Annotated in this window: 20 protein-coding genes and 5 pseudogenes; 9 read left to right on the forward strand and 16 right to left on the reverse strand. The window is 37.9% G+C overall.

What is annotated here, in order from left to right; genetic code table 11:
• Nucleotides 1-210: 210 nt before the first annotated feature.
• Together RE409_RS27930 and RE409_RS27935 are read right to left on the reverse strand one after the other, a co-directional pair.
• Nucleotides 211-555, reverse strand: a complete 345-nt coding sequence (locus tag RE409_RS27930; RefSeq protein ID WP_207196621.1) for a short-chain dehydrogenase — start codon at nucleotides 553-555, stop codon at nucleotides 211-213.
• 166 nt (nucleotides 556-721) lie between these two features.
• Nucleotides 722-1519: a hypothetical protein gene (locus tag RE409_RS27935; protein WP_201225230.1), complete on the reverse strand. Its 798-nt coding sequence runs from the start codon at nucleotides 1517-1519 to the stop codon at nucleotides 722-724.
• A gap of 464 nt (nucleotides 1520-1983) precedes the next feature.
• Between RE409_RS27935 and RE409_RS27940 the strand changes: the two are divergent.
• A pseudogene (locus tag RE409_RS27940) lies at nucleotides 1984-2151 on the forward strand (IS110 family transposase); the annotation flags it as partial.
• Nucleotides 2152-2314: 163 nt separating this feature from the next.
• Here the strand turns inward: RE409_RS27940 and RE409_RS27945 are convergent.
• The 5 genes from RE409_RS27945 to RE409_RS27965 all read right to left on the reverse strand — a co-directional run bounded on the left by RE409_RS27945 (nucleotide 2315) and on the right by RE409_RS27965 (nucleotide 9332).
• Nucleotides 2315-3778, reverse strand: coding sequence for a succinate-semialdehyde dehydrogenase (locus tag RE409_RS27945; RefSeq protein WP_309559512.1), 1464 nt, complete (start codon nucleotides 3776-3778; stop codon nucleotides 2315-2317).
• 85 nt (nucleotides 3779-3863) lie between these two features.
• Nucleotides 3864-5159, reverse strand: a complete 1296-nt coding sequence (locus tag RE409_RS27950; protein WP_309559515.1) for an MFS transporter — start codon at nucleotides 5157-5159, stop codon at nucleotides 3864-3866.
• Nucleotides 5160-5291: 132 nt separating this feature from the next.
• Nucleotides 5292-6530: an iron-containing alcohol dehydrogenase gene (locus RE409_RS27955; protein WP_309559516.1), complete on the reverse strand. Its 1239-nt coding sequence runs from the start codon at nucleotides 6528-6530 to the stop codon at nucleotides 5292-5294.
• A 135-nt stretch (nucleotides 6531-6665) separates the two neighbouring features.
• On the reverse strand, nucleotides 6666-7871 hold the full coding sequence (locus tag RE409_RS27960; protein ID WP_309559517.1) for a hydroxyacid-oxoacid transhydrogenase: 1206 nt from the start codon (nucleotides 7869-7871) through the stop codon (nucleotides 6666-6668).
• An 18-nt stretch (nucleotides 7872-7889) separates the two neighbouring features.
• On the reverse strand, nucleotides 7890-9332 hold the full coding sequence (locus RE409_RS27965) for an aldehyde dehydrogenase family protein (protein WP_309559519.1): 1443 nt from the start codon (nucleotides 9330-9332) through the stop codon (nucleotides 7890-7892).
• Nucleotides 9333-9934: 602 nt separating this feature from the next.
• On the opposite strand from RE409_RS27965, the gene RE409_RS27970 reads away from it, so the two are divergent.
• The 3 genes and pseudogenes from RE409_RS27970 to RE409_RS27980 form a co-directional block, all read left to right on the forward strand.
• Complete coding sequence (locus RE409_RS27970; RefSeq protein ID WP_057215460.1) at nucleotides 9935-10600, forward strand: GntR family transcriptional regulator; 666 nt, start codon at nucleotides 9935-9937, stop codon at nucleotides 10598-10600.
• A 92-nt stretch (nucleotides 10601-10692) separates the two neighbouring features.
• Nucleotides 10693-11019, forward strand: a pseudogene (locus RE409_RS27975) (Ldh family oxidoreductase); the annotation flags it as partial.
• A pseudogene (locus tag RE409_RS27980) lies at nucleotides 11013-11293 on the forward strand (glutamate dehydrogenase); the annotation flags it as partial. The pseudogenes RE409_RS27975 and RE409_RS27980, both read left to right, overlap by 7 nt.
• A 59-nt stretch (nucleotides 11294-11352) precedes the next feature.
• Here the strand turns inward: RE409_RS27980 and RE409_RS27985 are convergent.
• From RE409_RS27985 to RE409_RS28015, 7 genes and pseudogenes are all read right to left on the reverse strand, one after another.
• Nucleotides 11353-12060: an IS6 family transposase gene (locus RE409_RS27985; protein ID WP_309559520.1), complete on the reverse strand. Its 708-nt coding sequence runs from the start codon at nucleotides 12058-12060 to the stop codon at nucleotides 11353-11355.
• Between the two features lie 506 nt (nucleotides 12061-12566).
• Nucleotides 12567-13770, reverse strand: a pseudogene (locus tag RE409_RS27990) (IS110 family transposase).
• 638 nt (nucleotides 13771-14408) lie between these two features.
• A complete protein-coding gene (locus tag RE409_RS27995; RefSeq protein ID WP_309559521.1) occupies nucleotides 14409-17522 on the reverse strand; it encodes an EAL domain-containing protein in 3114 nt (1037 codons plus the stop codon).
• 440 nt (nucleotides 17523-17962) lie between these two features.
• Nucleotides 17963-19006 (reverse strand): annotated as a pseudogene (locus RE409_RS28000) (alcohol dehydrogenase catalytic domain-containing protein); the annotation flags it as partial.
• 199 nt (nucleotides 19007-19205) lie between these two features.
• Nucleotides 19206-20342 (reverse strand): zinc-dependent alcohol dehydrogenase, encoded by a 1137-nt coding sequence (locus RE409_RS28005; RefSeq protein ID WP_309559522.1) that lies wholly within the window; start codon nucleotides 20340-20342, stop codon nucleotides 19206-19208.
• 15 nt (nucleotides 20343-20357) lie between these two features.
• On the reverse strand, nucleotides 20358-20720 hold the full coding sequence (locus tag RE409_RS28010) for a spore coat protein (RefSeq protein ID WP_241589722.1): 363 nt from the start codon (nucleotides 20718-20720) through the stop codon (nucleotides 20358-20360).
• Nucleotides 20721-20732: 12 nt separating this feature from the next.
• On the reverse strand, nucleotides 20733-20948 hold the full coding sequence (locus RE409_RS28015; protein WP_048682438.1) for a hypothetical protein: 216 nt from the start codon (nucleotides 20946-20948) through the stop codon (nucleotides 20733-20735).
• Between the two features lie 187 nt (nucleotides 20949-21135).
• On the opposite strand from RE409_RS28015, the gene RE409_RS28020 reads away from it, so the two are divergent.
• Entirely contained in the window at nucleotides 21136-21339 is a 204-nt protein-coding gene (locus RE409_RS28020) for a hypothetical protein (protein WP_201183733.1), read from the forward strand.
• Entirely contained in the window at nucleotides 21339-21638 is a 300-nt protein-coding gene (locus tag RE409_RS28025) for a spore coat protein (protein WP_144553643.1), read from the forward strand. The genes RE409_RS28020 and RE409_RS28025 overlap by 1 nt, the downstream gene beginning before the upstream one ends.
• A 124-nt stretch (nucleotides 21639-21762) precedes the next feature.
• Here the strand turns inward: RE409_RS28025 and RE409_RS28030 are convergent, their stop codons facing one another.
• Both RE409_RS28030 and RE409_RS28035 read right to left on the reverse strand, forming a co-directional pair.
• The gene (locus RE409_RS28030; protein WP_309559524.1) at nucleotides 21763-21918 is read right to left on the reverse strand and encodes a hypothetical protein; all 156 of its coding nucleotides are present in this window, start codon (nucleotides 21916-21918) and stop codon (nucleotides 21763-21765) included.
• A gap of 1 nt (nucleotide 21919) precedes the next feature.
• Nucleotides 21920-22165 (reverse strand): AbrB/MazE/SpoVT family DNA-binding domain-containing protein, encoded by a 246-nt coding sequence (locus RE409_RS28035; protein WP_048689328.1) that lies wholly within the window; start codon nucleotides 22163-22165, stop codon nucleotides 21920-21922.
• Nucleotides 22166-22369: 204 nt separating this feature from the next.
• Here RE409_RS28035 and RE409_RS28040 point away from each other — a divergent pair, with 204 nt between their 5' ends.
• The 3 genes from RE409_RS28040 to RE409_RS28050 all read left to right on the forward strand — a co-directional run bounded on the left by RE409_RS28040 (nucleotide 22370) and on the right by RE409_RS28050 (nucleotide 23372).
• A complete protein-coding gene (locus RE409_RS28040) occupies nucleotides 22370-22588 on the forward strand; it encodes a DNA topoisomerase (protein ID WP_309559635.1) in 219 nt (72 codons plus the stop codon).
• A 127-nt stretch (nucleotides 22589-22715) separates the two neighbouring features.
• Complete coding sequence (locus tag RE409_RS28045) at nucleotides 22716-22886, forward strand: hypothetical protein (RefSeq protein ID WP_309559525.1); 171 nt, start codon at nucleotides 22716-22718, stop codon at nucleotides 22884-22886.
• Nucleotides 22887-22955: 69 nt separating this feature from the next.
• Entirely contained in the window at nucleotides 22956-23372 is a 417-nt protein-coding gene (locus tag RE409_RS28050; protein WP_255263990.1) for a topoisomerase C-terminal repeat-containing protein, read from the forward strand.
• Nucleotides 23373-23971: the final 599 nt, after the last annotated feature.

The raw sequence follows: 23971 nt of genomic DNA on the forward strand, positions 1-23971 counted from the left end.
GCTATTAAGCTATCCCTTCTCTGCGTTTATTATTGATATTTAATTAGAGAATTCCATTGAGAATTGCATTGAGAAGTGCATTGATATTAGTGACAAAAAATGTGATGTGATTTGCATTGTTTGCACCTCAAATGGGAACCCGTTAGCCGCAGCCATCCCTTCTTTAATATAAGCACCCGTTAATTTAGATAAGATAAAAAACAAAAAGGCTTATATTCCAAAGTGTATCATGTATTTATTTTCCTCTTTAGCCTGAAATATTTTAGAAGCTAATTCATTAAGTTCAGCAGATTTTTTATACATCGTTGAAGATGTAATCACATCATAAAACATTGATAAAGAATCAGGTGGAATAATTGTAATTCCCCAGTAAGCTAACCCAAACTCTGGGCGTTCAAGCGAATGAAAGTAGGTTCTCATAATAGATAAATGCTCATTTAAGTGATTAATAATTTCATCATCAACAGAAATACATTTATATTTTTGTGGTTCATAACCAATATTTCTTTTCAGATTTTCGATATTATCAATTATTCCAAAATCATGAACAGGCATTATTATCGACCTCCTGATACATAGTGAGCCTTCTTGCCACTTAAGATATTGCATAAAAGCATACTATTGTTTAAGTACATTTTTTTCAAAAACTCTATAATTGAAGGTCATAAGAATGAATATGTTGTACAAATAATATATTAAAAAGTGCTCATATTCCTTTGCATTAATCTATTTCCCATTTTACATCAATCTTCCCTTTCAAATTATCCCCTGTGACTATTAATATATATATACCTGCTTTTTCTGCATTAAACTGGATTACATTCGTATCAATGTCTCTATATTCTCCATACGTATCTTCTAGCTCTTTCATCTCTACTAACTTCCCGTTATTATCTAAAATATGATACCCATATCCTCCCTCATTCATTTGGTCAAAGGATATATAACTCGTTACTACATCTCCCTTTTTTAAAGATATTGGAATCTCGTTTTTTCCATTGAAACGCTCAAACTCTGCGGAAAATGATGATTTTGTCTTTTCTTCGGTCCAATCTTCTTTTATAGTAAAATCGAATAATCTTATACATAGCAGTAGAGGGAAGACTAAAAGAGAAATCCATACTAATTGCTTTTTTTTCTCTAAAAAATAGTAGCTAAAAGCATAGATAAATGCACATAATGCACCAACACTTCCAGCAATCAATGAAAACAAATTAATACCCATAAATGGAAAAAACACAATAAATCCTGCTAAACAGTGCAAAAGGATACTCGTCTTGTATGTGACCTCTCTCCATTTATACCTTACTAAATCGATTAGCACTGTCATCACTAGTGCATATCCACAAATTAATCCCCAAACCTTTATATTTGATATAGACTCTGTAAACTCATACAAATCAAATTCGGTTCCCAAAATGATATATATACACATAATAAATACTAATAAACCAAGCGCTGCTAGTTTATTAAGTATGTACTCCATTACATTGTTATTAAACGTTATTTCTAAATTCATAAATCCCCCTATATGAAATTTTTCAATATGATATAAATAATATTAGCAGACATTCCCAATATATTACACAAAGGATTTACAGATTGATTGCCCGGATAGCTTAAGTGTAACTTTTCACAAATAATCTTAAATTAGTATGCCTACTGTTCACTATTCCTCCACAATCTGGCCCAATTGTTGAATAAAGATCAAACAGCACTCTTTAACTATCCTGCCCCTTCGTATTATAAAGGTCAGCCAGTTATTTCTGGTTGAACAATTTTTATATCGATATATGATAACGGTATCCGGGTTAGAACGTTCCTGCCCGTGGGGCTTGGACCCCGTCAACTAAACAGTTCGCCCCCTACTTGCTTAAACATGATTTGGCTGGTTGGGACCAAGATCTCGTATAACAAGCGAAGCTATGATACTGCAAGAAGGATTTAGGGGTACCGGCAATATTCTTTAGGAGGAGATAATAAATGAATCCAGTAGTTGGTCTGGATGTATCGAAAGGTGAAAGTCAGGTTCAAGCATTCTTGGAGAAGAAGAAGCCTTATCAAGGAAGTTTTAAAGTTACGCATACCATTGAAGGACTAGAGAGCTTACACCAATATCTTAGAGAGATAGAAAACGTAACAGGAATTCAGGATATTTTTTATTTGTCTTAGGATGTAAAGCAACCTGGCCATAGGTTCTGTAACTGAGGTTTGTTAATCAAAGGGGAGCGTGTGTTGAATTAAGACTTTTTATGAGGTAAAAAAGGAAAGGCTTAAGGATCCGAATTCACCTCAAGCCTTTACTTGCCCTATCTTAAAAACCCATTGATATATATTTTTCTTCCAAATATTCTTCAAGGCCTTGATGGCCACCTTCCCTTCCCATACCACTCTCTTTCATGCCGCCAAATGGAGCTTGTGCAACGGTGGGAATTGCGTCGTTAAAGCCGATGATGCCGAACTCCAGAGCTTCGGATACCCTGACTCCCCTGCTTATATTCTGTGTATAAAAATAAGCGGCCAGCCCGTACTCTGTATTATTGGCAAGCTCGATCACTTCTTCTTCTGTATCAAACGGGATGATTGGTGCAACCGGTCCAAATGTTTCCTTGTATGTGATAAGCATATCCTTATTCACTCCACCCAGAACGGTAGGTTCATAGAACAATCCATCAGCCAATTCCCCTTCAACTCTTTGTCCGCCACAAAGAAGGCGGGCACCTTTTGCCAAGGCATCTTGTACATGTTCCTCTACCTTTGCCAGGCCATCACTGCTGACAAGAGGCCCGACTTCAACGGTTGGATCAATGCTATTTCCGACTTTAAGGGCTTGTACTTTTTCAACAAAAAGTGCAGAGAATTTATCGATGACAGAACGCTGGACGTAAATTCGATTTGCACAAACGCATGTTTGTCCAGTGTTCCTGAATTTGCTTGCAACGGCACCAGCTGCTGCGGCTTCCAAATCAGCATCTTCAAAAACGATGAATGGCGCGTGTCCTCCAAGCTCAAGGGAAAGTCTCTTGAGCTGCGGGGCTGACTTGGTAACCAGCAGTTTACCTACTTCAGTAGATCCGGTAAAAGAAATTTTTCTTACTATTGGGTTTTCAAAGATTTCATCCGAGATAGGTCCAGCACTGCCCGTTACGATACTGACCACCCCAGCAGGCACTCCCGCCATTTCTACCAATTTACCAAACGCTAATGCACTAATAGGAGATTGTTTTGCAGGTTTAACAATGACTGTACATCCAGCGGCCATCGCAGGTCCTACCTTACGCGTCATCATGGCCAACGGGAAATTCCAAGGGGTAATGGACGCAACCACTCCGATCGGCTGGCGGATCACCGATAGCCTTTTATTTGCAGCAGAAGGAGGTATCGTTTCACCATAAATCCGGCGGCCTTCTTCCGCAAACCATTCCAGGTAGCTTGCAGCAAAATCCACTTCACCCTGTGCTTCTGTAAAGGGCTTGCCCATTTCCAGACTCATGATTTCTGCTAATTCATCTTTATATTCATGCATAAGGTCATGCAATTTTTTTAGATATTTGCTACGTTCCTGAGCCGTCAATTTTGACCAGGTTTTAAATGCTTTCTCAGCAGCTGCAATTGCCACATGCGTTTCTTGGCGTCCGCCATTTGGAATCCTTGCAACCACTTTCCCGGTTGATGGATTTGTTACTGGTAAAGTTTCTCCGTTATGTGCTGCAGTCCATTCACCGTTTACATAGATTTTCAGTTCAGATAAATTGATTAATCCACTAGTTTTCAGCATGAATATGTCTCCTTTTTTTCGCTGGATTTGTAAAACGCTTAATTATATATACATTTTTAAGGATCAACTGTAAGGCAAAGAACGATTAGAGTCCTGAAACGTTAGTTCCTCTGTCAATGTCCGAGTTAATGGGTATCCTTTCATTTTTAAGAATGAATGTATATCCCACAGCAGCAATAAGGCAAATGACTACCGGTATAATCAAGGCTATATTGAAATTATTGAACTTCGCTATTAAGAGCCCAGTTGCGACTGGAGCTATCCAACCAGCGAGGTTCCCCACGAAATTTTGCAGCCCTGCAAGCTTTCCTTCCGCACCCTTTGGAGCAACATCCGAAACAGTAGCCCAGAGGATGCCCGCAGCCAATCCTTCACCACCGATTGCTATTGAGATATACGTAAGTGCCATAAAGGCGCTGTCTGTATAGATAGTCGGTATAATGGCTAATGGAAATAGCATGCCAATGGTTAAAACAGTTTTTCTTGCTTTTATGGAATTCCAGCCTCTTTTAATTAAGATATCCGACAACACACCTCCTAGAATATTTCCAAGAAAGGACATAATCCAAGGTAGCATCGTGAAAAATCCGGCTTTTAAAAGTGTCATTTCCCTTTCGACTACAAGGTAAGTAGGAAGCCAGGTCATCATTAAATAAGTAAGATAGTTATGCGCAAACAAGCCGTATAACATGGGGTAAACATTTCTGTATTTAAGGAATTTAAATGGCGAGATGTTTAGTGTCGATGCTTTTTCCTCTTGGCTTTGGTCTTCTTTGATATAGGCTACTTCAGCATCATTTGCAATCTTACTTTTCTCTGGATGGTTTTTGAAATAGAATAACCAGAATGCCAGCCATACAAAACCGATGAATCCAATTACCACAAAGGATGCTTGCCATCCCCAACTCTGGATAATCCATGCTAAAATGGGTGTCGTTATACCAATACCGATCGCAGTACCGGAATTAAAAATCCCGTTTGCAATGCCCCGTTCATGTGACGGCAGCCAGTCTGAAATAACGCGCGTATTGGTTGGAAACGCTGGAGCCTCTCCGATTCCCATTAAAACGCGGATACCGATCAGTGCGCCAAGCGAACGTCCAAATCCAGTAAACACTGTACAGAGCGACCACCATACGATGGCGATGGAATACGTTAAGCGGGCCCCTAATTTATCAACGATTATCCCGACCGGAATCTGCATTAAGGCATACGACCAAAAGAACGCTGACCCCAATATCCCGAATTCAACTGCCGAAAGCGAAAGATCTTTCATCATCGAGGGCCCTGCAATGCCAAGAATTGCCCGATCCATATAATTGATTGTTGTTGCGACGAAAAGGAGTACTACTACAAGCCATCTTCCATTGGTCTTTTTCATATGTCACCTCATTAGATAATTATTTCAGGTAGATAAAATGCTGCGGGAAATCCATATACGTCCGAAAAAAGTTAAAAAGCGAAAACTGATTTGAAATATGTTGGTGACTTTTACAATACAATTGAATCTTCTTTATACATTCACGATGGCCGTTTCTGAACTTTTGGCACCGCTTTCATTTCGATTACCATTATTAAAACCTTCAAAATCGCCCTCATAAGCCTTCTCTATAATCAGTTGGATATCCGATGCCTTCGTCAGCCTTGGATTAACGAACACGTTACCGCTTCTCATGGAATCTTCCACTAATTTCGGCAAAACGTCCAAGGAGACTCCAAGCTCTTTAATATTAAGAGGAATATTCATACTCCGATTCATCTCGATGATAGTTTCTATTGCTTTCTCAGCTGCTTGCGCTTTAGATAAACCGCTTACATCCCTTCCTAAAGCTATTGCAATTTCTCGATACTGATCCTCACATGCCGGCAGATTGAATCTCATGACAAATGGCAATAGTGCTGCATTTGCGATGCCATGCGGGATATTAAAGACTCCTCCAAATGTATGGGAAATGGCGTGTACATTACCCAATCGGGACTGTGAAAAGGCTGCACCAGCTAACAGGGAGGCTACAAGCATGTTTTCCCTGCTTTCTATGTCCGTTCCCACAAAGTACGATCGTGTTAAATTTTCACCGATCATCTTAATGGCCTGCATCGCGAAAGCCATGCTGACAGGGTTGGCAGATTTGGATGTGTAGGATTCAATTGCATGAGTCAGAGCATCCATACCAGTAGCTGCAGTAATCTCTTGAGGCAAATTTAATGTAAGGGCAGGATCCAATATAGCTAGCTTTGGAAACAGAAGTGAACTAAGTACACCTAATTTAAAAGAGGTGTCCTTATTCGTTACCACTGTCGAATTAGTAGCTTCACTGCCAGTTCCAGCCGTAGTCGGGATTGCTATGATTGGGAGCGGATAATTGGAAATCTTTCCGACCCCTTCATAATCAAGGATATGCCCTGGATTAGTAGCCATTGCCGCGATTCCCTTGGCTGTGTCAATGCTACTTCCTCCTCCTACAGCCAGAACTGCCTCAATCTTTTGTTGCTTAAGATACACTGTCCCCTGTTGGATTGTTTCAGCTGATGGATTAGGCTCTACCTCATCGTATATCTCAAAATAAAGGTTTGCCGAAGCAAGGGATTTTTCAATGCCTTGAAGGAGCCCGGCACCTCTAACCCCTTTATCTGTAACAATAAGTACACTCGATACACCTAAATCTTTAAGCAGTTCTCCTGTTTTTCCAGATATTCCGTTACCGCATTCCACCCGTGTCGGCATACTATATGTAAAAGGCATAAGAGACATTTTGCATCTTCCTCTCCAATTATTATTCTATTAGATAGTGAAACTTTTTCCGCCCCGGTCTGCAGATCCATTATGAATGGTTATGATACTTAACCTTAAGTGACTATTACCAGGGACAATGTTTCTATGACAAGTCTATAAGGCTTTTCTAATTAACTCTTCTAAACTCTGCTGGGTTGGCACTCTTGGGTTATTCCGAATTAGACGATCGATCTGGAGGGTCTTCTCAGCAATTTCGGGAATATCCTCTTCTTTGATTCCAATCTCCATTAGCTTTGTAGGCAGTCCAATTTCTCCAAGCAGGGTAAGCACAGATTTTGAAGCAGCCAAAGCGGCTTCCTTACCGGAAAGGCCATCCGAGTTCACATTGAATGCCTGTGAAATCTTCACCATTTTTTCTGTTTCTACAGCTGCATTATATTCCATGACATACGGAAGCAATAGCCCGGTAACCTCTCCATGTGGTGACTTCACAAGCCCTCCGATTGGGTAAGCCAATGCATGGGCTGCTGCCGTACCTGCATTAGAAAAGGACATTCCAGCAAGCAGGCTGCCCATTAGCATATTGGAACGGGCCTCAAGATTGCTTCCTTGCTGCACAGCAAGCGGCAGATTTTTTGCGATCAATTCAATTGCTCTGTAGGCGAGTACATCGCTTATGGGGATTGAGCCTTGGAATAAAATGCTTCCTTCTGCCTCGATATATGCAGAAGGTTTGGCTGTGTAAGCCTCAATCGCATGTGACAAAGCATCAATTCCAGAACAAGCTGTTACATAAGCGGGAAGCCCTAACGTTAATTCTGGATCAAGTAGAGCAACGGTTGGTCTTAGGTAATTATCCGAGATACCAACTTTCAGGTTATTTTCCACATCAGTCAATACCGCTACAGATGTCACCTCTGACCCGGTTCCAGCAGTCGTCGGAATCGCTATAAGAGGGGCGATTGGTCCGGGAACCTGGTTTTCCCCGCCATAATAATCCAGAGGATGTCCTCCATGGGCGACCAACAAGGCGACGATCTTCGCCATATCAATGCTGCTTCCTCCGCCAAGGCCAATTACTGCATCAATATCCATTTGAGATTCAGCAAACTTATAACAGTCCATCGCCGAATCTACCGGCGGCTCCGGTACGACCTGGTCATAGATAACTGTTTCGTAATTTGCTTGTTCCAACAACGACGAAATCCTATCCACGATACCTGCATTTTTGATTCCTGGGTCAGTAACGAGCAAAATGTTTTTCGCCTTTAATCTTTGAAGGATCAAATCTAATTGCCCGATCGCCCCGTTTCCAAATACGATTCTTTCGGTAGAATAAAAATCCCATGTATTTCTCATATCCCTTACCCCCAAAGTCTATAGATTGATGACGACCAGTTTTTCGTCTGTCATTTCTTGAATGGCATAATGCGGCCCCTCTTTGCCAATTCCGCTGTCCTTTACGCCGCCATACGGCATAATATCGGCTCTGTATGTAGAAACATCATTGATAATCACACCGCCAAAATGGAGTTCCTGTGTTGCCCGCATGGCTAAAGTGATATCGGATGTAAATAAACCAACTTGTAAGCCGAACTTCGTATCATTGGCCTGATGGAAAGCCTCCTCGATGCTATCGAAAGGAATGATGCTGATGACCGGTGCGAACATTTCCTGGCAGACTACCTTCATTTCAGGTTTCACGGCTATTAATATAGTAGGTTCCAGAATCGAATCCCGCCTTTTCCCTCCATATACCACTTTGGCCCCAAGACGCCCAGCTTCCTGGATCCATTCTTCCGCACGCCTTGCTTCTTTCTCGGAAATCATAGGGCCAATGTCCGTGGAAGGATCTGCAGGATTTCCGACCTTCAAGCTCTGTGCCACCTTTACTGCCTTATCCACAAACACATCGCAGATATCTCTATGAACGTAGATGCGCTGTACAGAGATGCAGGCTTGACCAGCATTCACATACCCCCGCGTGACACAGAGCTCAACTGCTCTGTCTAAATCAGGGACATCCTTGTGAATGATGTTTGGGGAGTTATTCCCTAATTCCAAGGTAACCTTACGAATTCCTGTACTGCTCTTAATGTGCCGACCTACGCCGGGACTCCCTGTAAAAGTGAACATCGCAATTCGTTCATCCTCCAAAAGGTATTGACCAGTTTCCTGCCCAAACCCGTTAACCACATTCAGAAAACCTGCAGGCAATCCAGCTTCGGAAAAAATTTCTGCGATCTTGCATGCGATGAGTGGCGTCATTTCAGCCGGTTTCAAAACGATTGCATTTCCCGCTGCCAACGCAGGAGCTACCTTGTGTATGGTGAGATTGAATGGGAAATTAAACGGGGTGATCGCACCGATAACCCCAACAGGAACCCGGATGGTGAAAGCCATCTTATTGTCGTTTCCAGACTGCCCCAAAGGAACGCCTGTACCGGCAATCCGTTTTGCTTCTTCCGCTGAAGCAATCATCGTTTGAATTCCTCTATCGATTTCCCCTCTGGCATCCTTTAATACTTTACCGACTTCCTGAACCAGAATCATCGCCAGCTCTTCTTTTCTCTCTTTAGCGATATCCGCTGCACGCATTAGAATCTCGTAGCGTTGATTGGAATCTAGCTTTCTCGTATTAAACGTTTCCAAGGCATTGGTTACCGCATCAGAAACCATTTTCCGTGATGCCCTGCCGATCTGGGCAATTTCTTCTTTGTTATATTTGTTAATAACAGCGATTGTATTTTGATCGGATATCCATTGCCCATTTATGAAATGGCCATAAAATGCGTTTTTTCTACTCAGCGTTGTGCTCATTGAAGATTCCTCCTTTGAAAAATAACGACCACATTTTTTCACTTCACAGTTATCTGCTAATAGATTCAACAAATTCATCAGTAAAACGCCTAAAATAAAGCGCTTCCATTTTAAACTTAAGATTTTGCCTGCCTATCAATACTCTTTAGTAAACTGTTTATCTGCTGTTTATAGAATCCTACTTCAAAAATCATATGTAATCGTTTCCGAAAATATATCACATAATATACAATTATGTAAATATTTAAAACTAAAAAGATTCAGTCTTTTTTGTATAAACCTTGATATTACAGTGTTTTTTACTTCTAATAATATAGATAGATTAAATAATTCATGATTATTTTTAAAATATTATATATAATCTATTCAAAACCCATCAAATATAATATATAATCATCAGTGATGAGGATATATTTTTGTAGCTTTCCAGCAGACTATGGAGTCTACTTCTAAACTCTCTATTCTTGATATCAATATGGTTTCGCCTTATCTTATTGATAGGGTCAACAAGCCGAAAGCTGCTTCAGTTTTAATTTAAGTTGTTACATCTATATGAAATAACACTCGTTCTCATAGAATTTTTTTAAGTTAGGGGCATTTCGATGATAAAGGAAAAAGAACGCGGAGAGACAACGGAATATGTCTACAATTTATTAAAAGAAAAGATTTTTGAATGGGATTTATCGCCGGGACAAAAAATCAATATCAGCCATTTAACCCGGGAAATCAACATTAGCGCCATACCTCTCAGAGAAGCATTATCTCGTCTGAACTCTGAGAACTTAGTCATCTTAGAACCAAATAAGGGGTATCGGGTCAGTGACATATTAGATACTGAAAATATGGCGAAAATGTTAGAGGCCCGGATATTACTGGAGACGCATGCGGTCCGGAATATTATCCGCTTAAATAATGTAAGCGTGACGGAAGAAATGGCCGCGCTTACAGATGAAATGTTTTCCACAAACACAGGTGCTTCCAACAAAAAAATACTAGATTTTACTCATTTAGATCAACAATTTCATCATGCCATCATGAACGCTGGAGGAAACCCGTTTTTATTTGAAGCATATAAAGGCATGCACTGTCATCTTCATATAGGCCGGTTTTATCACGTCAAAGGTGAGATCGACCAAAAAGACGCACCATCGGAACATATGGAAATCATTGAGGCCATCCGGACAAGGGATGTATACAGAGCCGAGATTGCGATCTCCAGCCACATACAGGATTCCATAGATCGTTTATTGGAGAGGACAAAAAGATAATACTTGGAAGCTATTGAGGATAATCTTCTTCTGATATCAGTCATCGTAATGGCTTTGATCACATTTCATTTCACTTTCAGGGGGCGATTTGGTTGAAAACCCCAAAAGAAACTTTAAAAAACTTGATCAAGACTAAACTGCACAAGGCAGGCCTTAAGGAAGGGCACGCTGATGTCGTTGCTGATGTGCTTGTCTTTGCAGATGCTAGAGGAATTCATTCACATGGGGCAACCCGGGTTGAATATTATTCTGAGAGAATTGCCAAAGGCGTCATCAACACAAACCCTAATTTCACATTCGAGAAAACGGGTCCAAGTGCAAGCGTGTATCATGGGGATAATGGTCCAGGTCATGTTGCAGCAAAACAAGCGATGGATGAAGCGATTTCAATTGCAAAAGAAACAGGCGTTGCATTCGTTCAGCAAACGGGCCAACTACGCTTGATGCAACAAAGATTTTAGATGAAAGAGGAGGTCTTGTTGTTCCGGATATACTAGCCAGTGCAGGTGGTGTCACGGTTTCTTACTTTGAATGGGTACAAAATAATCAAGGATATTATTGGTCAGAGAAAGAAGTGGCTGAAAAATTGCGCAAAGTAATGGTCGATTCATTTGAAAATAATTATCAAACATCACTGAGACATCAAGTGGATATGCGTTTAGCAGCTATATGGTGGGAATTAGAAAACCGGCAATAAAATTCCTCCAATTGTTAGTACAGGAAAAGAACCTCAATTCCTTTTCATCTATGAATTATGATGCTACTCCAAATAATTTATGTATGAATTCAATCTCGCTTTGGACAGACTTCACCCCTTGTTGAAGTTGTCCTTTTTTCAGCATATGCATCACCTCCACTCCACAGATGATCTGTTTGGCTGTTTGAAACGTTTTTAATCCTAGCATAGAACGGACTCGCTTCTTTATAAAGCGATGATCTTGCTCCACTATGTTATTCAAGTACTTCCGTTGTCTAAGTTGCATACCATCAGGTATGCTTTTCTCTTTTTTCAACTCTTCAATGGCTATAGGATAAGCTGGATTCTTATCCACCGTCATGACACGAGGCTTAGAAACATGAAAAGACCGCAAGGCTTTCTTGAAGAAGCGCTTTGCAGCCTTTTTGTCTCTTGTTTTACTGAGATAAAAATCAATCGTGTTTCCTTTGGAATCCACAGCACGATACAGATACATCCATTGACCTTTTACTTTGATATACATTTCATCGACTCTCCAGGAGTCATTTGTCGGCTTAAGATGACGCCGTACCCTTTCATCTAATTCCGGTCCATATTGATGAACCCAATGCATAACCGTTGTGTGAGCCATCGATAAGCCGCGTTCTTCCATCATCTCCACTAAATTACGAAAGCTCAAGTTGTACCGCAGGTACCATCTCACTGTTAACAAAATCATGTCAGGTTGATAATGTTTCCACTTGAATAAATTTTGCTTTTCCATACTGTCCACTCACCTTTTTTAGAGTACTAGTATCAGTATGTCCAAGATTTAGAGATTAATTGCTATTATTGTAGTTTTTGCACCAGAACCTGAAAAAGCATATTTACCCCTTTTGTGTTTTTAAATCTCATACAATTATCCTGCCCCTCTAGTTGAAGAAGAAAACAACATAATCACAATAGAGCCAATTCAATAAGAAGAATATAAAGTAATTGAATGGATAAAATATTAATGAGTAACCCTAATTACTCCGATAAAAGCTCTTCTCATATAGAGAGGGGCTTTTTTATTTAGCCTCATTTAAAAATTAATGTGATAGTTAAACAAAAGAAAAAAGACCTAAATTTGATCCTTTGTATGGTCTTTTTCAACTAAACCAGCTAATAGGATGTCAATATATTTCTCTAAAATTTTCATTTCCCTTATGATATACTATTTTTGGCCATGCCAAATAACCCTTCAAAACCATTTTGGAAGGATTTTTCTCTGTTTCACAAAACCGTTAATTAGGCTAAATCTAGGAACGTTTCTTTTCTCTTTAATAGAGCGTAAATCCAATGAAGCAACTTATTAATACAGGCAACGATTGGCACTTTGGCAGGTTTTCCTTCTGATTTTTTCTTATCATAGAATGCTTTAAGCTTTTTGTTCCTTGAACTTCTTATGCCGCATAGTACGGCAAGATACAGAGAATGACGTAGTCTGCTCGAACCTCTTTTTGTAATACGATTAATGGTTGCCGTAAACTTACCCGATGAGTGAACACTTGGATCTACTCCAGCGAAGGCAACCAGTTTTTTCGGATGATTAAACCGATCGATTTCACCAATTTAAGAGATAATCGTGGCTGCGATTTTTTCTCCGATACCGGGAATCGATTGGATGATCTTATATTCTTCCAGTTCATTTGCCAGGACCACTATACGATCTTCCAAATCAGAAAGGTGTCCCTGGTAATGAAAAAGCAACTCAATATACATACGAAGATTGATTACGTGACTTTCATACACGTTTTTTTGAAATGGATTTCTAGATGCGGAATCCATTACTTTTTTTGCTTTTTCCCATGCCCATTCACCCAATCGGCTAGAACAGAACTCTATAACACTCTCTGCTAGTCTACTTTCTCCGGCTGTTAATACCGCCTCTGAAGTAGGATATTCCTTTAACATCAATAAAGAAACCTTCGAATTTAGATCCCCAAAAACCTTCCGGTATTCAGGAAACACTTGATCTAAAATGGTGTGAAACTGAAGTTTAGCTTCCACATACATATTCGTTACGATTTCCTGTTGTCTGGACAAATTCCGAAGGTCTAATAGCTGAATTCCTCTAATTTTATGAGGTTCTAAATCCTCTTTGTAATACAGTACACACAACTGGTACTCATCGATAGCGTCTGTTTTTACCTTCCGTAAACTGGACTTCTTTGCCTGATAAGAAATAATCGGATTTAGTAAGATAATATAGAATCCCTTGTTCCTCCAGGTATTGAATAACGGGAGAATGGTAATGCCCTGTAGATTCTAAAATGACCATAGGCATCTGCCCTGTCACCTCTTCAATTTCTTTTAGAAATTCTAAAAAATGATCTAACTCCTCTTTGATATGCTTTATTGAAAAGCTCTTCCCATACGGTTGAGATTGATCTAAGAACGCCTGAACTTGGCTCTCTCCTTTTGCCACATCCAGACCAACAACTGGATTCATTATCTTTACCTCCTCTACTTATTAACCAGTACCCCTAGTCCTCCATGTAGTGTCATAGCTTCGCTTGTTATACGAGATCTGCGTCCCAACCAGCCTCAAACATGTTTCTACTAGTAGGGGGCGGACAGTTTAGTTCACGGGATCAAGCCCCACGCACCCGTACGTCCTACCCTGGCTACTGATATAATAGATTCTATTAAAAAAAGGTCAACCAGTAAAAACTGGCTAACCTTATAATACGAACGCACCTGTTACTTGAATAAAAGGTAATAATTCTTATTGAGACAAATGTTTGTAATCTAATATTTCTATTTTAAAACTATGATTACATTTCAGTTGATTAAGCTTTTCACTGTCACAGGATGGAGATATTCTTAATTTAACTTGGTCGTCTACAATCTAATGGTTTATTCCGTTCGGAAGAGACTTGAATTTTTATATCGACATCGTAAGAATGATTTTCATTGTAACTTATGCCAACAATTCTTTGCCATTGCCAACTCAAATTATGTCCATACATTAAACTTTATTCAATTTCATAACAATCAGATAACCCATCGGGGGTTTATCCGTTACGTTTGATGGCATGTGTTACCTTCCTGAATACTCCAATTATAAACTAGTTACATTTGGTTTAATCAATTAGATTTCCTTCTATGGACAGTACTTATTGGTAACCTAACTTCAACCGTAGTACCATGATTTTTTTTACTTTTTACTGTTATTTTCCCATTATGTTCTCGAACAATTCTAAAACATAACATTAAACCTAAACCAGTACCTTTTTCTTTATTACTATAGAAGGGCTCACCTAATCGTTGAATTCGATCCTCACTTATCCCATTTCCATTATCGATTATTTTTATAAGAACATTTTTTCCTTCTATACTTCCTTGGATTTTCACAAATCCACTATTAGGAATTGCTTCAATGCTGTTCTTAATTATATTAATGAAAACTTGTTTTAATTGGTTTTTATCACACATAATCTGAGGAAGATTTTGTTTATACTCTTGGAGAATTTGTACGTTTTTCAAATTTGCTTCTGATTTTAATAACGTCTCAACTTCAATAAGTATATTTTCAATATTTACTTTTTTAAATTGAATTTCTTTTGGTTTGGCAAGATTAATAAATTCTTCCAGAATTTCCTCAATACGCTTAAATTCTATGAAAATTCTTTCGAAAAACTCTTTCTTAATAATTCCTTCTTCTAAAAGTTGAATGAATCCCTTTATTGAAGTAAGAGGGTTTCTAATTTCATGTGCAACACCTGCAGCAAGTTGACCCACAACTGATAATTTCTCTGATTTTGACAGTTGTTGTTCCATTTCCCTTTTTTCTGTAATGTCTCTCCCTAGTAATATAAAATGTTCTGGCTCCCCATTTTCTCCAAGTACTGGGGTACCTAGGCCTTCAAATAATACCGATTTCCCATCAACGTTCAAAAACCGAGCTTCCATCCTTAATGGATTCATAGTATTTAGTACTTGTTCAAATCCTATCATTACGCTTTGTTTGTCATCAGGATGTATTAAATCAAACGATTTTTCACCTACATATGATTTTAATGGGGCACCAATTAATTTTCCAAGGGAAGGTGATGCATACTGTATCGTTCCATTAGTATCCAATAACATTATTATGTCCGTCATGTTTTCAGCAATCAATCGATATTTAGCTTCGCTTTCTTGTAAAGCTTTCTCCGCTCTTTTGCGTTTCGTAATATCTATACATGAACCTATTACTTGTACTACTTCACCCGCTTTTTTTATAGGACGTAAAGTTGCAAGATAATTAATTCCATTTAGCTCGTCCTCATAAGTAACAAATTCTTCTCCTTCCCAAGCCATCTTATAGTAGGCAGTTTTATCAATGGCAGTTTTATAAGGTAGAAAATCATCTAATTCTTTTCCTATCACTTGAGAAGGAATTATTCCAAAACGGTATAATAATTCCCCATCACATTGTGTATGAATAAATCGTTCATTAATTTTTTTATACTTAAATATCATCCCTTGCTGCAAACGAATCGTATCTTGTAACTCTCTTTGGGCTGATTCCAAAAATTCTTTCAAAAACAATTGTTGGTTTTTATCTTTAGAGATTCCATGTTCTTCAACTATTTTTTCGATTTCAAACCGTTTTTCTTGTAATTGAGATGCTGTTAATGGCTTACTTAAAAAATACCCTTGCCCTTCATCACATAAATGTTGTTGTAGAAAAACCAGTTGTTCCTTTGTTTCTATTCCTTCTGCCACTACAATCAAATTCAAATTATGAGCCATTGAGACAATGGTTTTAACCATGGTTTCATCATTTGGATTGTTATGAAGTTCTCTCACAAAACTCTGGTCAATCTTTAGGGTATCAACTGGGAAGTTTTTCAAATAACTTAATGAACTGAAACCTGTACCAAAATCATCAATACTTACACGGACACCAATCTTTTTAAGTTGTTGTAACATTAAAATTGTACGGTCAATATCGGCTGTCATAGTTTCAGTGATCTCAATTTCTAAAAAGAGTGGTTCTAATCCTGTTTTTTGAAGAATGGATTCAATGGTATCAATTATATTAGTCTGATTAAATTGAATAGCTGATAAATTGACGGAAACAACTGTTGAAAAACCTTGTTGCTGCCAAGTTTTATTTTGTTTACAGGCAGCATTCAAAGCCCATTCTCCAATAGGTAAAATTAATCCTGTCTCTTCAGCAATAGGTATAAATGTTCCTGGTGATACCATTCCCCATTCTGGATGGTCCCAACGAAGTAATGCTTCAACACCCACAATTTTCCCCGTATTTAAATTGATTTTAGGTTGATAGTGAAGTAATAACTGATTATTTTCTATGGCCTTATGGAGCTCTATCTCTAATTTTAAAGCGTCTACTCTTCCTTCATTTTCATCAAAGGCGTAGAACTTATATTTATTTCTACCCTCTTTTTTTGCATGATACATTGCATTTTCTGAATGTTTTATTAATAATTCTTCACTTTGTCCATCCTTAGGAAACTGGCTAACTCCAACACAGATTGAAATTTTTATGTCAAACCCATTTATACAAAATGGACTTGAAAATGATTCAATTATTCGTTCAATCACAGATGAAATTTCATTATCATCAAGGTTTTCCAGTGTTAGAAGAAATTCATCTCCAGAGTATCGAGCTATGAAACCAAATTGAATTATTTTTTTCTCAATTTGTCTTGATATTTGTTTTAATACCAAATCACCTACTTCATGACCATATGTATCATTAACATTTTTAAAATTATTAATATCTATAAATAAAACAGCAAATGAACCACCAATAGATTGTGATTGTAACTTGCGTTTTAAGTATTTATTAAAGTAAAAACGGTTCGGTATTTCTGTTATAACATCGTAATTAGCTAGAAAATTAATTTTTTGATACTCTTTCTTTTGTTCTGTAATATCTCTAAAAAATACAGACAAGCCTTCCTCAGAAGGAAATGCCCTTATTTCATACCATCTATTATTAAAAAACTCTTCAAATTCTGCAGGTACTTGTTCCGACAATGCCCTTTTATATCGTGATACAAATTTATGCAAGTCACTGTGTGGTAATACATCATAAATATATTGGCCAATCACATTTTCACGTTTAATTTGTAAAAGTTTTTCTGTAACATTATTTATATATTCAAATTTCAATTCATTATTTAACGAATAAAATGCATCGGATACTCGCTCCAAAATATCCTTAGTATTGTTTATAGCACTCAATGGTGATCTCCTTTCATTTGGACTAAAAAAGGAATTGAATTAAATATTAAAATATTCCCTAATATATTATATAGTTATTTTCCATTGCAAGGACATACTTTAATTACCCCGTTGATATTCTTAAAAAACCATTGAGCCTTCATCCATTATTAATCCCTTTTTGAACAGAGTACCTAGCATCATGGCTTTTTTCCTCCTTCAACTGCTAAACCAACCAGTTAGTTCATTAAGAAAAAGGTTGCCGCAACAACCTACTTTATTAGCACCTTGTTAAAGAAAGACATACCTAATGAATGATTCCTGGCCAATGTCAAAGATAGGACTTAGACCTCCATGCTATGCCTATCCAAATTAACAGTTGAATTATCCATCATCTAAAAATTACAGACAAAAAGACTTCTATACACACAGTATGAAGTCTTTTTGGAAAGAGAAGAGTATTACGGTTTTAAAACGACTTTTATACTTTCATCCTCACGATTATTAAAAATTCGATAACCTTGACTTGCTTCTTCAAGGGACATTTTGTGTGTGATAATATCTCTTGGGTCAAATTCGTTATTTGTTATTTTTTTAAACAATTCTGGCATAAAATGAATGACTGGAGCCTGTCCCACTCTAAGATTAATATTTCTAACCCAAAATGCACCTAATGGAAATAGATTATAGTTACCCCCGTAAACACCAGTCATTTGCACTGTCCCATACTTTCGGACAGCTTTAGTAGAAATTTGAATAGGTCCAAGTTTTTGTTCCAGAAACTCTAGGGGTGGTTTCTTTCCGTCCATACCTACACAATCGATGACGACATCTGCCCCACCATGTGTGATCTCTTTTAAATGTTCGCCCATATCAGGGTATTTTGTGAACTCAAATACCTCAACATTGTTCATCTTTTTCGCATGATTGATTCGGTAATCCAAGTAATCAACTGCTATTACACGCTTTGCACCTTCCATCCAGGCAATTTTTTGTACCATCAACCCAACAGGTCCACATCCAAGAACAATAACTGTATCGCCTGATTTTACACCTGCATTTATTACACTCCAATAAGCTGTTGGCAGAACATCCGATAAAAAGAGCAGTGACTCATCCTCCAATTCGCATGACTCCGGGATAACAAAGGGAGTGAAGTTTCCAAAAGGGACTTTTAAATATTCAGCCTGACCACCTGGATGGTTACCGAACTTCTCAGTATAACCAAAGTATCCGCCAGAATCATAATGAGGGTTTGAGTTATCGCATTGGCTTTCCATTTCATGTTGGCAATAAAAGCAATGTCCGCATGAAACATTAAAGGGAACGACAACACGGTCAACCTTTTTTACTTTTGTTACTTCAGGTCCAACTTCTTCTACAATACCCATTGGTTCGTGGCCAATAATATATCCTGGGGGTAATGGCATGTTACTTTGATATAAATGCAAATCAGATTCGCAAATAGCAGTAGAAGTAATCTTAACTATAATATCGTCTTTTCTGATGCTTAATTTGAATAAGGTAAATGTAGCTCTCAAGACAGGGGTGTTCACTTTTCTTAAATCTTCTTCTATGCGTATTTCATCCAGAAGTAAAAATTACCTCCAAAAAGTTAAAAAAAGGGTTTGATCCCTTCCCTTCTTACTCATAGTCCATATCCATAGTTGTACAATCTATTTTTCCAAATGAAAACAACCATCTTTATGGCTTAAGGACCACTTTAATACATCCATCTGTCCTTGTATCAAATACTTCATACCCATGCTTTGCTTGGTCAATTGGAAGTACATGGGTTACAACATCGCCAGGATCTACTTTTCCTTCTGATATTAGTTTATAAAGGTACGGCATATAAGGAATAACAGGAGCCTGTCCGGTTTTAATTTCCACGTTTCTTTGGAAAATATCTCCTAGGGGGAATCCATTATAACGGCCGCCATAAACGCCTGTTATTTGTATGGTTCCCGCCTTACGCACGGCTTGGGACGCAATTACAATCCCTCCCATGGCTCCCCCATGTAATTTAAGACCCGATGCAAGATATTCCATCGGAGTCATTTTGCCACTCATCCCGGAACAGTCAATAACGATATCTGCACCACCTTTAGTGATTTCTTTAAGGTATTCGCCAGTGTTTTCATATTGTGCAAAATTTACGGTTTCGACTTTATTCGTCCTTTTTGCATGCTCTAAACGATAATCGAGATGGTCGACAGCAATCACTCTTTTCGCCCCTTTTAACCAAGCGAATTTTTGAGTAAGTAAACCTACAGGACCACAGCCTAAAACGATAACCGTATCGCCAGATTTAACACCTGCGTGATCTACACTCCAGAATGCCGTGGATGCTGCATCAGCGAGCAACACCAATTTTTCATCTTCTACCTCGCAGTCTTCTGGGATTTTGAAAGGGGTAAAGTTTCCATAAGGAACACGCATATATTCAGCTTGCCCGCCCGCATACCCACCAGTTGTTTCTGAGTATCCAAAAAAACCACCCATTTCCCCATGAGGATTTGAATTATCGCACTGACTTGTAAGGTCGTGGTCGCAATACCAGCAGCTCCCGCAGCTAACGTTAAAGGGGATAATGACCCGGTCTCCCTTCTTTAACTTAGTTACCCCTGGTCCAACTTCCTCAACAACCCCCATCGGCTCATGACCAATGACATAATCTGTAGGCATATTGGGAATTAATTGATGAATTAAGTGCAAATCGGAGCCGCAAATCGCTGAAGTAGTGACTTTTACAATAATATCATCCGAATTTTTGATGTTAGGGTCTTTAACTTCTTTAACCTGTACATTTTTATTGCCCTGGTAAGTTACGGCTTTCATGATGCTTTTCCTCCTTTATTTATTCGGCGTTGCGAACATGCCGAGTCTGTCAGTATCATTCGGGAAAAGATTCATCCCAGCGATACTAACCGCCATATCGGCTGATTTCAAATCTAATTCCACCTGTTTACCTACATCGTTCGGATAAAGCCAGCCCTTACTGATCATTAAATCGGATAACTCACCATGTAAATCAATAGATTGCTCCATTTGCTGGTACAATGCTTTTCTCAATGCGGGATTCGCTGTTTCAGATAATGCAATACCATAAGTATGAATCCCACTTTTGATAGAGAGTAGAAAATCTAACGCGAAAGAGGAATCAGCCATTTCCGGCATATGTTCAGCGCCTTGAGGATCTAAAAAATCCATTTCCATTTAAATTTCACCTCATTTTTCATAGTTTGTTCGGGCTTCTTTATAAAAACCCTTTAGCTCGTTTATAGCAGCTATAGATTGTTGTACGTCTTTTTCCATTAATGCTTTTAAGTCATTGTCAAAGCAAATTCCTTGCATTAATTTAGATCTCATTAAACCTATTGTTTTAAAATTTAAAATTTCATGCGTTTCCATGGTTTCATGAAATGCCAAGCTTTCATTTTCCATACGTTAACCTCCCTAATCTATATAACAAAAATACCTTTCCCAGTTCATCTGTTTGTTATACGGAATATTGACCGATAGGTAGTTTTTTTCGCAAAATATACGTTACCTTTGCAAATGATGATGTATAAAAACTTTTGTATTACGAAAGATATGTAAGTGAATTCTCAAAGAAATGGAGCGAAAAATCATGACCAAAAATTTAGGACTGCATGAAACTTTAGAGGCGCACGAAATTTTAACTTTCAAGAGTCTTTGTCTAACAAAGTCCTCTTCAATGAGCAGTTTAGTGCAGGATACAGAACTACAAAATATTCTATTAAAAGACATGAGCACTGGGACTCAAGATATTCATAAACTGCAGGAAATTCTGACAAATCGAGGGGAACAGTAATGACAAATTTTTTGCAAAATATGGCGGGGATGGGTGGCATGACTGATCAGGTGATTGCAACGGACTTCTTAATATCCGCAAAATCAGGAATTAGAAATATTGCATTTGCCATTACAGAAACAAAAACACCTGAATTGAAAGCAGCCTTAAGAGAACAGCTTCGTGTAGCTGTAGAAAGACACGGAGAGATAAGTAACTATATGATTTCAAAAGGTTACTATCATCCACATGATTTAAGTGAACAATTACAAGTTGATATAAATACAGCAAATACAGCCCTAAACCTTCCTCAACAATAAAGTCAACTCATGGATGTGAAAACAGACAGATTACACAGAGGTACGGGCAAATGGAAAAAGAGCAATGAATTTCTCGAACTTGAGATACATTGCTTTTTTTAGGGGGGGATATTATAGCAAGTTCTTAGCTAAACGGGGGAATAATCGTAATGTAGATGATCCAATCTATAAGACCGGGGTCTTTCACTCCGATTTGTTCAGTAGGGGAATAAACTTTTATTTGAATGGCATTGATAGCAATAATTTGATTAGTGGAAAGATAGATAATATCCAACGTCATACTATCTATCCACCAATCCCTTGAATGCTTCGTCATGTTCTTTAATAACATCTGATAACATTTCCATAAATTCTGCATCTACCCCTTTTGGTAATTTCACATTTTTATTTTTCCTTAAAATGATTTCTTCACCCTTGAACTCAACCTCTAATTCGTCTCCAAAGGCTAAATTTGCAGTTTTCAACATTTCAACCGGAAACGTTATACCCAAGCTATTTCCGACTTTAGTTAATTTCCTAATAGCCATTATTCATTCCTCCTTAAATAGAAGTTATAATTGTTATTACTATTATTACATTAGTCTTTATGGTTTATACTACTTTTAACTTGAATCTGTTATTTTTGATCACAAAAAAAAACTTGCAAATCCAGACCCTAAAAGGGACCTTATTCAACAAGCTGAACATCCTCCATTATCCTACCAATTCTTTAGTATAAAATGGTATAGCAAATATTATCTTATGAGCACGTTAAGGTTCAAGAACACTATGCCATTATCCCGACAAAAACCATTCCTTCTAGTTCCACTCTGCAAGGCTTAACGCTCGAAGAACGGAACATCTATTTTGAGGTGCTTAACACAACCCTTGCTATGTTCCATGAAGATTATGTGTATGAAGAAACGAAAGTCATAACAGATGTAAATCAACTTGATTTTGAGACTACTTGAAAGACCGAAAATAGTAAAGGATGGAAGGAGCTCATTAATATTCCAATGAGCGATGAAAAAGAGTCGAAGAATGACGACACACAAGCCCTCATTCCAATGATGAAAATATGCGGAAAAACCGTTGAAAATGAAGAAGAAAAATATTGAAATCATTAAGAAACAGCAATATATCGAGGTAAAGAAAAATATAGTCAATATCACCGAAAAAGGAAAGATTCTTTGTCAGTCCATCGAAGGAAATTTATTGTCCAGTCCTTCCATGACAGCTAAATGGGAAACATACTTAAAGAAAATATGAAATGGCACCGGTTCACAAGAAGCCTTCCTGGGGAACATTGCAAAATTCATTCATAAATAATTGGCAGAAGTGCCAGAACAATTAAAGACAGAAAGCATTACACAAAGTATTGAAACAGTTCAGCAATCGGATATCATTGCTCCATGCCCTGCCTGTAAAAAAGGGAATATCAGTTTCAAACGTTCCTTCTATGGATGCTCGGAATATGCAAGTGGGTGTAAACAGACATTCCCATCTCAAATGCTTGGAAAGAAAGTGACAGAAAAACAGGATTTATGCACCAAGAAGAAAACAAGTGTGATCAAAGGGATGAAACCGAAGGCAAAAGAAAAGAAGCCTTTTGATGCTTCTCTTGTTTTGAAAGATGATGGATCGATTGGATTTGAATTTGCAAACTCTATCACAATTGATAGGGATTTTACTATGAAAGAGTATATGCCGAATGATTCGCTGAATGAATCTACTTACTGCTATAACCTTTTCTGATTTTGATCTCCGAAGAAAAGAAAGAGTATATGTGATAAATCCAAACGAAAAAAAGTAAAAAATAACAAAAACCCTATAACTAATTTGCCCCTTATAGTTTTTGTAGGTCGTGGGTTTTACTTAATGAAAAAAAAGATAGCTTAGAGCACCAAAAAAAAACGATTTTCCCTTAACGTGGGCAAAATCGTCTTTTCTGGTGCTTAATTTGAATAAGGTAAATGTAGCTCCCAAGACAGGGGTGTTCACTTTTCTTAAATCTTCTTCTATGCGTATTTGATCCAGAAGTAAAAATTACCTCCAAAAAGTTAAATAAAGGGTTTGATACCTTCCCTTCTTACTCATAGTCCATATCCATAGTTGTAAAATCTATTTTTCCAAATGAAAACAACCATCTTTATGGCTTAAGGACCACTTTAATACATCCATCTGTCCTTGTATCAAATACTTCATGCCTATGGTGCTTTATTTATATTTTTAAATCTAAGATGAAGCAGGCTTTTCAATTTGAGTTAAGTCACTTCTTTATTATAGGACAGTTGCGGGAATATCTGACAAAAAAGGCAGCTCCCTGATAGGGGATAGCTACCTTCATTTACGAT

Source organism: Peribacillus sp. R9-11, from assembly GCF_031345095.1.
Classification (GTDB): Bacteria; Bacillota; Bacilli; order Bacillales; family DSM-1321; genus Peribacillus; species Peribacillus butanolivorans.